The organism is Streptomyces sp. NPDC048566, assembly GCF_043199735.1.
Lineage (GTDB): Bacteria > Actinomycetota > Actinomycetes > Streptomycetales > Streptomycetaceae > Streptomyces.
In genome coordinates this window covers 257,001-270,915 of the sequence record NZ_JBICWL010000002.1, presented here as the reverse complement: position 1 = coordinate 270,915, position 13,915 = coordinate 257,001, and the positions used below count along the sequence as shown (strand labels likewise).

Genomic DNA, 13,915 nt, shown 5'->3' with positions numbered 1-13,915 from the left:
CGCGGCCGGCGCGGCGGGCACCGGCGACCTGGCCGCGGCGCAGTCCGAGCCGCCGTTCCGGGAGGTCAGCCGCGCGCCACCGCCGCGTCGAGGTCGGCGAAGAGGAGTTCGCCGTTGAGGGTGGCCGCCGCCCGGTACCCGGCGCTCGCCGCGTTGACCACCTGTTCCGCGAAGCCGGCCGCGTTCCCGGCCGCCCAGACGCCGGGCACGCTCGTCAGCCCGGTCGGATCGGTCACCGGATAGGAGCCGAACGGGGTCTCGGACAGCTCGGCACCGAGGCGTTCGAGCAGCCCCGTCCGCGGCACGGCGCGGGGAGCGGTGAACAGCACCGACCGCGGGTGCACGGACCCGTCGCGCAGCCGGACCCCGGTGAGCCGGTCGTCCTCGACGACCAGCTCCGCGACCTCGCCGGGCACCACGGCGACACCGGCCGCCGCCAGGCGGCGCAGATCGGTGTCCGACAGCTCGGCCTCGGCGACCGTGTGGAGGAACAGCGTGACGTCCTTCGACCACTGGGTCACCATGAGGGCCTGGTGCACGCTCAGCGGCGTCGCCGCCAGCACGCCGAAGGACGCGTCGCGGACCTCCCAGCCGTGGCAGTAGGGGCAGTGCAGCACGTCGCGCCCGAAGCGCTCGGCGACGCCCGGCACGGCGGGCATCTCGTCGGCGAGGCCCGTGGTGACGATCAGCCGTCGGGCGTGCACCGCGGTGCCGGACTCCAGGGTCGCGCCGAACTCGCCCGCGCCGTCCCGGACCACGTCCACCACCCGGTCGCGGACGATCTCCACGCCGTAGCCCTCGACCTCCCGGCGGCCCGCGGCGAGGAAGGCCGCGGGCGGCATGCCGTCCCGGGTCAGATAGCCCTGCAGGTGCGCGGCCGGCGCGTTGCGCGGTTCGCCCGCGTCGACGACGAGGGCGCGGCGCCGCGCCCGGCCCAGGACCAGCGCCGCGGACAGTCCGGCCGCGCCGCCGCCGACGACGAGGGCGTCGTATGTCTCGGTCATGGTGACCACCTCCACCCCGAACGTCGCCGACGACCGGCCGGATTGACAAACGGTGTTGCCGAAACTGCAATGGAGCGATGAGTGGGCGACGGGCCGCGGGGGCCGACGACGGGACCGGGCGGGGCGCCGCCGGGGAGATCGCGACCGACGAGGTGCTCGCCGCGGTCGGGCCGCGGCTGCGCCGGCTGCGCAAGGAGCGCGGGGCGACGCTGGCGGGCCTGTCCGAGACGACGGGCATCTCGGTGAGCACCCTGTCGCGGCTGGAGTCGGGCCTGCGCAGGCCCAGTCTGGAACTGCTGCTGCCCCTCGCGCGGGCGCACCAGGTCCCGCTCGACGAACTCGTCGGCGCACCCCCGGTCGGCGACCCCCGGGTGCGCGCCGAGCCCGTCGTGCGGGGCGGTCGCACGCACTGGCCGCTGACCCGCCGGCCCGGCGGGCTCCAGGCGTACAAGGTGGTCGAACCGCAGCGGTCCATGGCTCCGGACCCGCGGACCCACGAGGGGTACGAGTGGCTGTACGTGATGTCCGGCCGGCTGCGCCTGGTGCTGGGAGAGCACGACGTCGTGCTGGGGCCGGGGGAGGCGGCCGAGTTCGACACCCGGGTGCCGCACTGGTTCGGGTCGACGGGGGAGGGGCCGGTCGAGTTCCTGAGCCTGTTCGGGCCGCAGGGGGAGCGGATGCACGTCCGGGCCCGGCCCCGCGGGCGCGACCGGGAGGACTGACCGGTCGCACCGGGCGTGGTGAAGACGACGGCCGTCCCCTGTTCCCAGAGGGGCAAGCGACCGCTTAGTATGCGATCGACCCCGGTCCGACGACGCAGTCCCCTGGAGGCCCCGCATGCAGGCATGGCAAGTGCACCAGAACGGCGAGCCCGCGGAGGCGATGCGCCTGTGCGAGGTGGACCGGCCCACGCCCGGTGACGGCCAGGTCCTGCTCGCGGTCCGCGCCGCCGCCGTCAACTTCCCCGACGCGCTGCTGTGCCGCGGCCAGTACCAGGTCAGGCCCCCGCTGCCGTTCACCCCCGGCGTGGAGATCTGCGGCGAGACCGAGGACGGACGCCGGGTGATCGCCAACCCCGTGCTGCCCCACGGCGGATTCGCCGAGTACACGGTCGCCGACGCCGCCGCCCTGCTGCCCGCCCCCGACGCCCTCGACGACGCCGAGGCCGCCGCCCTGCACATCGGCTACCAGACCGGCTGGTTCGGCCTGCACCGCCGGGCCCGGCTGGAGGCCGGCGAGACGCTCCTCGTGCACGCGGCCGCCGGCGGGGTCGGCAGCGCCGCCGTCCAGCTCGGCAAGGCCGCCGGCGCCACCGTCATCGGGGTCGTCGGCGGCGCCGACAAGGCGGCGGTGGCGCGCGACCTGGGCTGCGACGTCGTCGTCGACCGGCGCGCCGAGGACGTCATCGCCGCGGTCAAGGAGGCGACGGGCGGACGCGGTGCCGACGTGATCTACGACCCCGTCGGCGGGGACGCCTACGCCCAGTCCGCCAAGGTCGTCGCGTTCGAGGGCCGGATCGTCGTCGTCGGCTTCGCGAGCGGCACCGTGCCCAGCCCCGCGCTCAACCACGCCCTCGTGAAGAACTACGCAATCCTCGGCCTGCACTGGGGCCTGTACAACACCAAGGACCCCAAGCTCGTCCGGCACTGCCACGACCAGCTCACCGAGCTGGCGGAACGGGGCGCGATCAAACCGCTGGTGAGCGAGCGGGTCCCGCTGGGCGAGGCCGCCGCCGCCGTGCAGCGGGTCGCCGACGGGGTCACCACCGGGCGCATCGCCGTCGTGCCCGCACACCGGAACGGAGCCGCCGCATGACCGACGCAGCAGAACTGCGCCGCCGCACACAGGAGTTGCTGGCCGCTCACCCGCCCGCCGACACCACGCGCCAGGACTTCCTCACGGCGCGCTTCGACGCCGGACTGGCCTGGGTGCACTATCCGGAGGGCCTCGGCGGACTCGGCGCCCCCCGCCGGCTCCAGGCGGTCGTGGACGCCGAACTCGCCGCCGCCGGAGCGCCCGACAACGACCCGCGGCGCATCGGCATCGGCCTCGGCATGGCCGCGCCGACCATCCTCGGCTTCGGCACCGAGGAGCAGAAGCGGCGCTTCCTGCGTCCCCTGTGGGTGGGCGAGGAGGTGTGGTGCCAGCTGTTCAGCGAGCCCGGCGCCGGTTCGGACCTCGCCGCGCTCGGCACCCGCGCCGTCCGCGCCGACGGCGACGGCCCGCACGGCGGCGACTGGGTGGTCAACGGGCAGAAGGTGTGGACGTCCAGCGCCCACCTCGCCCGCTGGGCCATCCTCATCGCCCGCACCGACCCGGACGTGCCCAAGCACCGCGGCATCACGTACTTCGTCTGCGACATGACCGACCCCGGTGTCGAGGTCCGGCCGCTGCGCCAGATCACCGGCGAGGCCGAGTTCAACGAGGTGTTCCTCACCGACGTGCGCATCCCCGACGCGCACCGGCTCGGCGAGGTCGGCGACGGCTGGCGGGTCGCCCAGACCACGCTGATGAACGAGCGCGTGTCCATCGGCGGCATGCGCATCCCGCGCGAGGGCGGCATGATCGGCCCGGTCGCGAAGACCTGGCGCGAGCGGCCCGAACTGCGCACCCACGACACCCACCAGCGGCTGCTCGGGCTGTGGGTCGAGGCCGAGGTCGCCCGGCTCTCCGGCGAGCGGCTGCGCCAGCAGCTCGCGGTCGGACAGCCCGGCCACGAGGGCTCCGGCATGAAGCTCGGATTCGCCCGGCTCAACCAGGAGATCAGCGGCCTGGAGGTCGAACTCCTCGGCGAGGAGGGCCTGTTGTACGAGGACTGGACGATGCGGCGGCCGGAACTGGTCGACTTCACCGGCCGGGACGCCGGATACCGCTACCTGCGCTCCAAGGGCAACAGCATCGAGGGCGGGACCAGCGAGGTCCTGCTGAACATCGTCGCCGAACGCGTCCTCGGCCTGCCGTCCGAGCCGCGGACCGACAAGGACGTCGCATGGAAGGACCTCGCCCGATGAGCCAGGTGAGCACCGAGCCCGATCTGCTCTACACCGAGGAGGAGGAGGCGCTGCGCGCCGCCGTCCGCGCCCTCCTCGCCGACCGCTGCGCCGCCGCCGACGTGATCACCCGCAGCGAGTCCGCCACCCCGCACGACCCCGAACTGTGGAAGGCGCTCGCCGACGGCATGGGCCTCGCCGGGCTGCTGGTGCCCGAGGAGCACGGCGGCCAGGGTGCCACCCACCGCGAGGCCGCCGTCGTCCTGGAGGAGCTCGGCCGCGCCGTCGCCCCGGTCCCGTACCTGACGAGCGCCGTGGTCGCGACCGAGGCGCTGCTGGCCTGCGCGACCCCGGCTGCGGCCGAACTGGTCGCCGCGCTCGCCTCCGGCCGCACCGTCGCCGCCCTCGCCGTGCCGCTCGCCGCCGGACCCGGCACCGTCGCGCCGCCGGTCCGGCTGGAGAACGGGGTGCTGCACGGGGAGGTGAGCGGTGTCGCCGACGCGGCCGCCGCCCACGTCCTGCTCGTCCCGGCCGACGACGGCGGGCTCTACGCCGTCACCGCGGACGCCGCCGCCGTCACCCCTCAGGTCTGCCTCGACCAGACCAGGCCGCTCGCCCGGCTCACCTTCGCCGGCGCACCCGCCCGGCTGCTCGGCGACGACGCGCCCGGCGCGGTCCGGCGCGCGCTGCGCGCCGGTGCCGGGCTGCTCGCCTCCGAGCAACTCGGCCTCGCCGAATGGTCGTTGACCGAGACCGTCCGCTACCTCAAGGAACGCAAGCAGTTCAACCGGCCGGTCGGCGGATTCCAGGCGCTCAAGCACCGGCTGGCCCAGGTGTGGCTGGAGGTCGTCAACACCCGTGCCGCCGCGCGCAACGCGGCGGACGCGCTGGCCACCGGCGGTCCCGACACCGCCGTCGCGGTGGCCGTCGCCCAGGCGTACGCGGCGCCGGTCGCCGTCCACGCGGCGGAGGAGGCGCTCCAACTGCACGGCGGCATCGGCATGACGTGGGAGCACCCGGCCCACCTGTACCTGAAGCGCGCCAAGGCGGACTCGATCGCGTACGGCACGGCGGGCGCGCACCGCGAGGCCCTGGCCGCCCTGGTCGACCTCCCGGCCCCCTGACCCGTCCCCGGGCACGGCCCCGCCGACGGTCGGGGCCGCCGCGGCCCGCCGCGCCTCCCGCCTCCTCGACGACACCGGGAGCGGAGGCGCGGCGGCGCGCGGGGCGGTGACCCGCGCCGGGCCACCCGTTCGCCGTGTCCGCCCGCCGCGGGCGCACCCCACGCGGGAAGGCTCCTCGGGACACCACTCTTTCGGAGGACACGTCAGCCACCGGGACGAACCGCCCGCTGGGCCACACTTGCGGCCGAACGCCGCGCAGCGGACGCGGCGGAGGAGGTTGACGATGGCCCTTTCCATCTCTGCGGTGCTGCTGCTCCTGGTGCTGGCGGTGATCTTCCTGCGCAGCGGAGGGCTGAAGTTCTCCCACGCGCTCGTCTGCGCCCTGCTCGGATTCCTGCTGGCCGGCACGAGCATGGCGCCCACCATCCACAGCGGGCTCACCGCGACCGCGGACATCGTCGGCAGCCTCAGCCCCTGAGGCCCTGGAACGGGCGCGGCGCGGCGCCGCGCCCGGGACGGCGGCTCAGCCGCGCGAGAACACCCCGATGCCGTTCGGCACCGGGCGTTCGGCGCCGCCGCTCGGATGGTTGAGGACCCCGACCGGGCCCCCTCCGGGTCGCCGCGCCACCATCGTGGTGGACCCGCCGCCGTCCAGGCTGAACGCGTCCCGCACGCCCAGCTCCCGCATCACCGCCGTCACCTCGGCGATGGTGAGCCCGGTCCGGAACTCCGGTGAGCCGTCCAGCGCGAGGAGCCGCAGCAGCCGCCCGTGGTCGGAGACGCCGACGGCGGTCCGGACCGCGGAGGCCCTGTCGTCCAGGCCGGGCAGGGGCACCCCGCCGGTCATCATCGGATAGCCGCCGACCGCGAACCGGTACGGCACCCGGGACGACGCGGCCACCATCCGGTGCCGCACGGCGACGCGATCGCCGGGTGACAGCGCGCGCAGCCTGCGGGCACCGGCCTCCCGGCCCACCAGGACGGTGCTGCCCGGGGCGACGGGGCCCGCGCCGGGCGTGTCGGCGACGGAGAGGACCCGCCCGTCGCGGACCGTCACCTCGAAGGTGTCCGTGCTGCACGGCGCGGCCCGTTCGGTGTCCGTGCCGCAGGTGGCGCGCCGCCGCGAGGCGCCGCCCCAGTCCGAGGTGAAGGCGCCCACCGAGCCGACCGGGAGCGCGTACTGGTTGAACCCGCCGAGCGGCCAGGTCCCCTCGGCGCTGCGGACGGACCCGGCGAGGTCCAGGCGGTCCAGCCGGGCCCTGCCGTCGACGCCCACCCCGAACACGTCGTCGGTGTGGGCCCCGGGCGGCAGCGCGGGGCCGAAGCGCTGGCCGTCCGGAACGGCGGCCTTGAGCGCGTGGCCGCCGGCGATCGCCGGACCCACGGTCGCGCCCGTGGCCTCGACCCCCGGATGCTGGGACTCCTCGATGTCGAAGAAGTCGCCGTTGACCCCGGCGACGGCACCCCGCTCGCCGGCCAGCCGCGACACGGGGGCCCGCGCCGCCACGGCGCCCGGGTACAGCAGGCCGACGCGGACGCGGGGGTCGCGCAGGTCGACGGTGAGGACGTGCGCCCGTGCCGTGCCGTGGGCGCCGGGGACGTCCATCCTGCGGTACCGGACACCGGGCGCGATGGTCCCGGTGTCCTCCGCGCCGCCGGCCGGTGCCGCCCCCGCGAGGGCCGCGCCGGCCAGCGTTCCGCAGAGCGCGAGGACCGTCAGCGCCGATCCGAACCCTCCGTCGCGACGCGCCACGGCGCCCCCCCCTGATGTCTCGTCAACCGTCCCAGGACTCAGGGGGGATTGCACCAGAGGACGGCGCCCGGGCCGGTGGCTAGCGGCCGACGAGCCGGGAACGGATCAGAAAACGCACTCCTTCGGGTGCCTCGAGGGAGAAGCCGCTGCCCCGGCCGGCCACCACGTCGACGGTCAGCCGGGTGTGGCTCCACCGCTCGTACTGGCTCGCCGACATCCAGAACGCCACCGGTTCCGCGACGCCCTCGACCTCCAGCTCGGCCAGCAGGACGTCGGAGCCGCCGGTGCGGAACTCGCCCGCCGGGTAGCACATGGGCGCGCTGCCGTCGCAGCAGCCGCCGGACTGGTGGAACATCAGGGGCCCGTGCAGCCCGTGCAGGCGCCGCAGCAGCCGTGCGGCCGCGGGCGTGAGGTCCACGCGTGCGGGGTCCGTGCCCGTGCCGGTGTCCGTGTGCGCGGGGGCGTCGCCGTCCCGGCCCGCGGTCGCGTCGTCGTCCCTGCCCGTGTCCTGGTGCATCGGCACTTCCCGTCGGCTGCTCGCGGCTCCCGGCGCCGGTCGCGTCCCCCTGGCGATGGGGACGCCGGCGCCTGACACCGGTCAGCACAGCACCCGGGACGTTGCGACGGGGTTGCACGCGCCGGGCACACCGAACCGGCCCCGCCCGCGCCCGCGGAACACGGGGTGGGCGGGGCCGGTCGGCCGCGGCCGGTCAGCAGATGCGCGGCAGTTGCTCGCCGAGCGGCATGTCGACCACGCGGGTGCCGCCCAGGCCGGTGGCGGCCACGACCATGCCCGGATGGTCCGGGACGCAGTGGCCGATCGCCACGGACTCCTTGCCCAGCGGGTGCGCGCGCATCGCCGCGAGCACGGCGTCGGCGTGCTCCGGCGGCACGAAGGCCACCAGCTTGCCCTCGTTGGCCACGTACAGCGGGTCGAGACCGAGGAAGGCGCACGCGTTGGCGACCGTGTCCGGTACCGGCAGCGACCGTTCGTCGAGCCGCACGCCGACGCCCGCCGCCGCCGCGATCTCGTTCAGGGAGGTGGCCAGGCCGCCCCGGGTCGGATCGCGCAGGACGTGGAGATCGCGGCAGACCGCGAGCATGTCCGCGACCAGTCCGGCCAGTGACGCGGTGTCGCTCTCGATCTCGACGCCGAACTCCAGCCCCTCGCGCACGCTCATGATGGCCACGCCGTGCACGCCGAGGGGCCCGCTGACCAGGACCACGTCGCCGGGGGCCGCGCGCTGCGGGCGGATGTCGACGCCGTCCGGGACCAGGCCGATGCCGGCGGTGTTGATGTAGATGCCGTCGCCGTGCCCGGCGTCGACCACCTTGGTGTCGCCCGTCGCGACCTCCACGCCGGCCGTCCGGGCCGCCTCGCCGAGCGCCTCGGCCACCCGCCCCACCACCGCCACCTCGACGCCCTCTTCGAGGATGAACCCGCAGGACAGGTAGGCCGGCACCGCACCCGCCATGGCCAGGTCGTTGACCGTGCCGTTCACGGCCAGGTCGCCGATGCTGCCGCCGGGGAAGAACAGCGGCCGGACGACGAAGGAGTCGGTGGAGAACGCGAGCCGGGCACCGCCCAGCCGGAGGTGGGCGGAGTCGCCGAGTTCGGCCAGGGTGTCGCCGCCGAAGGCGGGGGCGAACAGGTGCTCCACCAGTTCGGCGGAGAGCGTGCCGCCCCCGCCGTGACCCATGACGATCCTGTCGTGGTCGCGCAGCGGAGCGGGACAGGTCCAGGACGAGAAGTCGACCGGAGCCGACGCGGAGTCACCCAACGGAACTCGCCTCCTTGTCCGGAGTCCCCAGCCGCCGGTACAGGTAGTACGCGGCACAGGCGCCCTCGCTGGAGACCATCGTCGCCCCGAGCGGATTGCGCGGGGTGCACTCCTTGCCGAACGCCGCGCACTCGTGCGGCTTGATGAGCCCCTGGAGCACCTCGCCGCTGCGGCAGACCGTCGACTCCCGCGTCTCGATGCCGGTCACCGAGAACCGGTACTCGGCGTCGAAGTCGCGGTAGGCCGGCGACAGCCGCCAGCCGCTCGCCGGGATCATGCCGATGCCGCGCCAGGCGCGGTCCGTCACCTCGAAGACGTCCGCCAGCATGGCCTTCGCCGCGGGACTGCCCTCGGCCTGCACGGCACGCGGATAGGCGTTCTCCACCGTGTGCTCGCCCGCCTCCAGCTGCCGCACCGCGCGCCGGATGCCCTCCAGGATGTCGAGCGGTTCGAAGCCCGTCACCACGATCGGCACCCGGTGCTCCGCGGCCAGTTCGGGATACTCGGCCATGCCCATCACCGTGCACACGTGCCCCGCGGCGAGGAAGCCCTGGACCCGGCAGTCCGGCGAGCGCATGATCGCGTCGATGGCCGGCGGCACCCTGACGTGCGAGACGAGCAGGCTGAAGTTGGGGATGCCCAGCTTCTTCGCCTGGTAGACCGTCATCGCGTTGGGCGGGGCCGTCGTCTCGAAGCCGATGCCGAAGAACACCACCTGCCGGTCGGGGTTCTCCTGGGCGATCCGCAGCGCGTCCAGCGGCGAGTAGACCACCCGCACGTCCGCGCCCTCGCTCTTGACCTTGAACAGGTCGCGTCCGCTGCCCGGCACCCGCAGCATGTCGCCGAACGAGCAGAAGACCACGTCCGGCCGGGAGGCGATCTCCAGCGCCTTGTCGATGATCTCCAGCGGGGTCACGCAGACCGGGCAGCCCGGTCCGTGGATCAGCTGTATCTCCTCCGGCAGGAGCTGGTCGATGCCGTGCCGGATGATCGAGTGCGTCTGGCCGCCGCAGACCTCCATGAGCGACCAGGGCCGGGTGGTGATCGCCCGGATGTCGTCGAACAACCGCTTGGCGAGGACCGGATCGCTGAACTCGTCCAGATACTTCATGGCCGCGCCTCCTTCCCGACGCCGTCCGTGCCCGGCGGACCGGTACCGGCGGGGCGTTCGGCTCCGGCGTCCCGGGCCGCCCTGCCCCACGCGTCGCCGAACTCCTCCTCCAGCACCCCGAGGTTCTCGAACAGTTCGAGGGTCTGCTTCGCCGACTCCTCGTCGAGCCGCTGCAGGGCGAACCCGACGTGGACGATGGCGTAGTCCCCGACCCGCATGTCCGGCACGTACTCCAGACACACGTCCTTGACGACACCGCCGAAGTCCACCTTGGCCATCCGCGTCGCGTCGCGTTCCTCGATCTCCAGCACTCGGCCGGGTACGGCCAGACACATGACGCGCTCCTCGCTAGTCCTGTGCTCGGGCGGCGACGATCAACTGCCCGAGGGCAAGACCGCCGTCGTTGGGGGGCACCCTGCGGTGCCGCAGCACGGTGAAGCCGTCCCGCTCCAGGGCGGTCCCGCAGCCCTCGGCGAGCAGCGTGTTGCAGAACACTCCGCCGCTGAGCGCCACCGTGCGGATTCCGGTGCGGTCTCGTGCCACCGCGCACACCTCCCGGACCAGGGCGAGGACCGCCCGGTGGAACCTGCGGGCCACCCGTCCGGCCGTGACACCGGCGCCTACGTCCGCCGCCGCGGCGGTCAGCACCGGCCCCGGATCGGCGGTCAGCGGCGTCTCGCCGGCCGCGGGGCCCGTTCCCAGGATGAACTGGTACGCGTCGTCGCGCGCGTCGTCGGCGAGCGGGCCGGACAGGTCGGCCAGCGCCGCGTTCTCCAGCTCCATCGCGGCCTGCGCCTCGTACTCGACGCGGTGGCGGACGCCCGCGAGCGAGGACACCGCGTCGAAGAGCCGCCCCATGCTGGAGGTCGGCACGCACCGGAGTCCGCGTTCGAGCTGCCGTGCGAGCAGCCGCCGCTCCTGCGGTGTGGCCGCCGCGGTGCACGGCAGGTCGTCCCCCCACGGCACGCCGGCCGCCCGCAGGTGGGACAGCGCCATCCGGTAGGGGTTGCGGACGGCCGCGTCACCGCCCGGCAGCGGCACGTACCGCAGATGGGCGAACCGCCGGAATCCGTCGTAGTCGGCGATCAGCACCTCACCGCCCCACACGGCGCCGTCGTCGCCGTAGCCCGTCCCGTCGAACGCCACCCCGATGACCGGGGCGGAGCCGTCCAGGCCGTGTTCGGCCATGGCGGAGGCGACATGGGCGTGGTGGTGCTGCACCCGGCGCAGCGGCAGCCCGCGCGCCGCGGCGGCGCGCACCGCCCAGCGGGCCGAGCGGTAGCCGGGATGGCGGTCGGCGACCAGCAGCCGCGGGCGCACGCCGGTCAGCTCCGCCAGGTGCCCGGTGGCCCGTTCGAACGCGGTCAGGGTGGCGAGGTCGTCCATGTCCCCCACGTGCGCCGACAGCCACGCGTAGCGCTCGTCCCCGGCGCAGAAGGTGTTCTTCAGGTCGCCGCCCACGGCCAGCGCCGGCACGACGGGCACCGGCAGCGCCACGGGGAACGGGGCGTAGCCGCGCGACCGGCGCACCGGCAGCTCGGCGCCCGCGCAGATCCGGACCACCGAGTCGTCGCAGGGCACATGGATCGGGCGGTCGTGCGAGAGCCAGGCGTCGGCCAGTCCCGCCAGCCGCACCAGCGCCTCCTCGTCGTCGGTCACGATCGGCTCGCCCGAGCGGTTGCCGCTGGTCATGACGAGGACGGCGGGCCCCGGAGGGTCGCCGGGCAGACCGAGCAGCAGCCGGTGCACCGGTGTGTACGGCAGCATGAAGCCCAGGTCCGGGCTGCCGGGCGCCACCCCCGCCGCGACGGCCTCCTGCGCCGCCTCGACGCGGCGCAGCAGGACCACGGGTTTGCGCGGGCCGCGGAGCAGTTCCTCCTCCGCCGGGCCGAGGCGGGCGAGGCGCCGCACGGTCGCGGGGGAGTCGGCGAGCACCGCGAAGGGCTTGCCGCCCCGGTTCTTGCGTTTGCGCAGGGTGCGGACGGCGGCGGGATCGCCCGCGTCGCAGGCCAGGTGGTAGCCGCCGATGCCCTTCACCGCCACCACCGCTCCCGCGGCCAGCAGCCGCCGAGCCTCGGCCAGCGCCTCGGCGTCGCGCGGCGCCCGTGCCGCGTCGGGTCCGGTGCGCAGGGTGAGCCGGGGCCCGCAGGCGGGGCAGGCGATCGGCTGGGCGTGGAAGCGCCGGTCGGCCGGGTCGGCGTACTCACGGGCGCAGTCCGCGCACATCGGGAAGCCGGCCATGGTGGTGCGCTGCCGGTCGTAGGGCAGCGACGTGACGATGGTGAACCGGGGCCCGCAGTGCGTGCAGGTGATGAACGGGTGCCGGTAGCGCCGGTCCGCGGGGTCGGCCAGCTCGCTCAGGCAGGCGTCGCAGGTGGCCGTGTCCGGGCAGACCAGGGTGCGGCCGGGGCCGCCGGACGACGCGAGGATGGTGAACAGCGGGCCGTCGTTGCGGGCCGGCACGGCCCGTTCCCGGACCGCGTCGACCACCGCCGTCGGCGGCGGGCGGGTGCCGATCCGCTCGCAGAACGCGGCGACGGCCGCCGCGGGTCCCTCCACCTCGGCCTCCACGCCGCGGGCGTTGTTCGCGACCCAGCCCGACAGGCCGAGTTCCTCCGCGAGCGTGTAGACGAAGGGCCGGAAGCCGACGCCCTGCACGACCCCGGTGACGGTGACGTGCCGGCGCTCGCGTCCCGCGGCCCCGGTCACGCGGGCGCTCCGGGGCCCCGGGCGGCGACGGCCGCGCCTCCCGGCCCGCGTCCGTCCGGCCCGCGTCCGTCGGGTTGCCGCCCGGCGGGCTCGTCCCTCGGGGGCCGGTTCCCATCGGCGGGGGCGGGCCCGTGGGCGTGGCCGCGCGCCGCGCGGTGCTCGTGCCCGGGCGCGCCGCCCGCGGGGTGCGCGCCGCTCTCGCCGTCGTGGCCGTGGCGGTGCAGATGCCGCTCGTGCTCCCGGGCCAGTACGGGCGTGTGCGGCTCCACCCCTTCCGCGACCCGCAGGACGTGGGCCAGCACGCCGTCCACGCCGTCACCGGTGCGCGCCGACGTGCCGAGAACGGGCACGCCCGGGTTGACCTGCTCGACACCGGACAGGAACGCCTCACGGTCGAAGCCGGCGGCGTCCGCGAGGTCCGTCTTGGTGATCACGACCAGCTGGGCGAGGCCGAACGCCGTCGGGTACTTGACCGGCTTGTCCTCGCCCTCCGTCACCGACGCCAGCGCGATCCGCAGCGTCTCGCCGAGGTCGTACGACGCGGGGCAGACGAGGTTGCCGACGTTCTCCACGAACAGCAGCCGGGTTCCCTCCGGCAGCCACCCCTCCAGCCGCCGCCGGAGCATGCCCGCCTCCAGGTGGCACAGCCCGTCGGTGAGGATCTGCCGCACCGGGGCGCCCGAGCGGGCGAGCCGGGTCGCGTCGTTCTCGGTGGCCAGGTCGGCGGTCACGGCGGCGGCCGGGGTGCCGCCGGCCACCGCCGCGGCCAGCAGCCGTTCCAGCAGGGCCGTCTTGCCGCTGCCCGGACTGGACAGCAGATTGACCGCCACGGTGCCCCGGTCACCCAGATAGCCCCGCAGGCCCAGCGCGTTCTCGTCGTTCCTCGCGAGTACGGCCTGATGCAGATCAATGGTGCGGCACATGGTGCGCCTCCTCGTCCCGTGTCGGCGGCCCGGCCACCGCGGACGCCGGCCCGCGGCCCGCGCCCCCCGTGCCCGGCGGCCCGTCGGCGAGCACCACCCGGACGATGTCCAGCTCCCGGCCGGCGAGCAGGGTGAGGGTCGCCCCGCACTCCCCGCACCACAGCACCGGGGGCATCCCGGTCGGCGCCTCCCGGCCGCAGCCGTCGCACCGCCCCCGCCCCTCGACAGTGTCGACCAGCAGCCGGGACCCCGCCAGCGCGGTGCCCTCCGTGGCCAGCGCGAACGCGAAGTCGAGGGCCTCGGGCACCACGCCCGCCAGTTCGCCGACCCGCAGGGTCACCGCTTCGACCGCGCGGCCGGTCACCGCATCCGGCCCGCCGGCCCCGCGCGGGTCCCGCCCCTCCTCGCGCAGCGCCGCCTCGACCTGCTCGACGACCGCCACGGCGATGGACAGCTCATGCACCGGACCCACCCCCCGGTTCCCCGCTCCGCGCCGGCGGGCCGCTCGAGTGGGTGCCGC

14 protein-coding genes are annotated in these 13,915 nt (G+C 75.4%); 5 read left to right on the top strand and 9 right to left on the bottom strand.

Annotation, left to right across the window (positions count from 1 at the left end; all coding sequences use genetic code 11):
* Nucleotides 1-65: 65 nt before the first annotated feature.
* Entirely contained in the window at nt 66-1,004 is a 939-nt protein-coding gene (locus ACGFS9_RS05005) for an NAD(P)/FAD-dependent oxidoreductase (protein WP_393250918.1), read from the bottom strand.
* Nucleotides 1,005-1,141: 137 nt separating this feature from the next.
* On the opposite strand from ACGFS9_RS05005, the gene ACGFS9_RS05000 reads away from it, so the two are divergent.
* The 5 genes from ACGFS9_RS05000 to ACGFS9_RS04980 all read left to right on the top strand — a co-directional run bounded on the left by ACGFS9_RS05000 (nt 1,142) and on the right by ACGFS9_RS04980 (nt 5,596).
* Entirely contained in the window at nt 1,142-1,726 is a 585-nt protein-coding gene (locus tag ACGFS9_RS05000) for a helix-turn-helix domain-containing protein (protein WP_393251270.1), read from the top strand.
* A gap of 115 nt (nt 1,727-1,841) precedes the next feature.
* Nucleotides 1,842-2,819 (top strand): NADPH:quinone oxidoreductase family protein, encoded by a 978-nt coding sequence (locus ACGFS9_RS04995; protein ID WP_393250917.1) that lies wholly within the window; start codon nt 1,842-1,844, stop codon nt 2,817-2,819.
* Nucleotides 2,816-4,015, top strand: a complete 1,200-nt coding sequence (locus ACGFS9_RS04990; protein WP_393250916.1) for an acyl-CoA dehydrogenase family protein — start codon at nt 2,816-2,818, stop codon at nt 4,013-4,015. Before ACGFS9_RS04995 ends, ACGFS9_RS04990 begins: the two co-directional genes overlap by 4 nt.
* A complete protein-coding gene (locus ACGFS9_RS04985; RefSeq protein ID WP_393250915.1) occupies nt 4,012-5,118 on the top strand; it encodes an acyl-CoA dehydrogenase family protein in 1,107 nt (368 codons plus the stop codon). The genes ACGFS9_RS04990 and ACGFS9_RS04985 overlap by 4 nt, the downstream gene beginning before the upstream one ends.
* 283 nt (nt 5,119-5,401) lie before the next feature.
* Nucleotides 5,402-5,596: a hypothetical protein gene (locus tag ACGFS9_RS04980; protein ID WP_393250914.1), complete on the top strand. Its 195-nt coding sequence runs from the start codon at nt 5,402-5,404 to the stop codon at nt 5,594-5,596.
* 45 nt (nt 5,597-5,641) lie between these two features.
* On the opposite strand, the gene ACGFS9_RS04975 is transcribed toward ACGFS9_RS04980, so the two are convergent.
* From ACGFS9_RS04975 to ACGFS9_RS04940, 8 genes are all read right to left on the bottom strand, one after another.
* On the bottom strand, nt 5,642-6,871 hold the full coding sequence (locus ACGFS9_RS04975; protein ID WP_393250913.1) for a phosphodiester glycosidase family protein: 1,230 nt from the start codon (nt 6,869-6,871) through the stop codon (nt 5,642-5,644).
* 79 nt (nt 6,872-6,950) lie between these two features.
* Nucleotides 6,951-7,388, bottom strand: a complete 438-nt coding sequence (locus ACGFS9_RS04970; RefSeq protein WP_393250912.1) for a DUF779 domain-containing protein — start codon at nt 7,386-7,388, stop codon at nt 6,951-6,953.
* Nucleotides 7,389-7,581: 193 nt separating this feature from the next.
* The gene (gene hypE, locus ACGFS9_RS04965) at nt 7,582-8,571 is read right to left on the bottom strand and encodes a hydrogenase expression/formation protein HypE (RefSeq protein ID WP_393251269.1); all 990 of its coding nucleotides are present in this window, start codon (nt 8,569-8,571) and stop codon (nt 7,582-7,584) included.
* Between the two features lie 73 nt (nt 8,572-8,644).
* Entirely contained in the window at nt 8,645-9,763 is a 1,119-nt protein-coding gene (hypD, locus tag ACGFS9_RS04960; protein ID WP_393250911.1) for a hydrogenase formation protein HypD, read from the bottom strand.
* Nucleotides 9,760-10,098, bottom strand: a complete 339-nt coding sequence (locus ACGFS9_RS04955) for a HypC/HybG/HupF family hydrogenase formation chaperone (protein WP_393250910.1) — start codon at nt 10,096-10,098, stop codon at nt 9,760-9,762. The genes hypD and ACGFS9_RS04955 overlap by 4 nt, the downstream gene beginning before the upstream one ends.
* Before the next feature lie 13 nt (nt 10,099-10,111).
* On the bottom strand, nt 10,112-12,472 hold the full coding sequence (gene hypF / locus ACGFS9_RS04950; RefSeq protein WP_393250909.1) for a carbamoyltransferase HypF: 2,361 nt from the start codon (nt 12,470-12,472) through the stop codon (nt 10,112-10,114).
* Nucleotides 12,469-13,395, bottom strand: a complete 927-nt coding sequence (gene hypB, locus ACGFS9_RS04945; protein ID WP_393250908.1) for a hydrogenase nickel incorporation protein HypB — start codon at nt 13,393-13,395, stop codon at nt 12,469-12,471. Before hypB ends, hypF begins: the two co-directional genes overlap by 4 nt.
* On the bottom strand, nt 13,379-13,858 hold the full coding sequence (locus tag ACGFS9_RS04940) for a hydrogenase maturation nickel metallochaperone HypA (RefSeq protein WP_393250907.1): 480 nt from the start codon (nt 13,856-13,858) through the stop codon (nt 13,379-13,381). Before ACGFS9_RS04940 ends, hypB begins: the two co-directional genes overlap by 17 nt.
* Nucleotides 13,859-13,915: the final 57 nt, after the last annotated feature.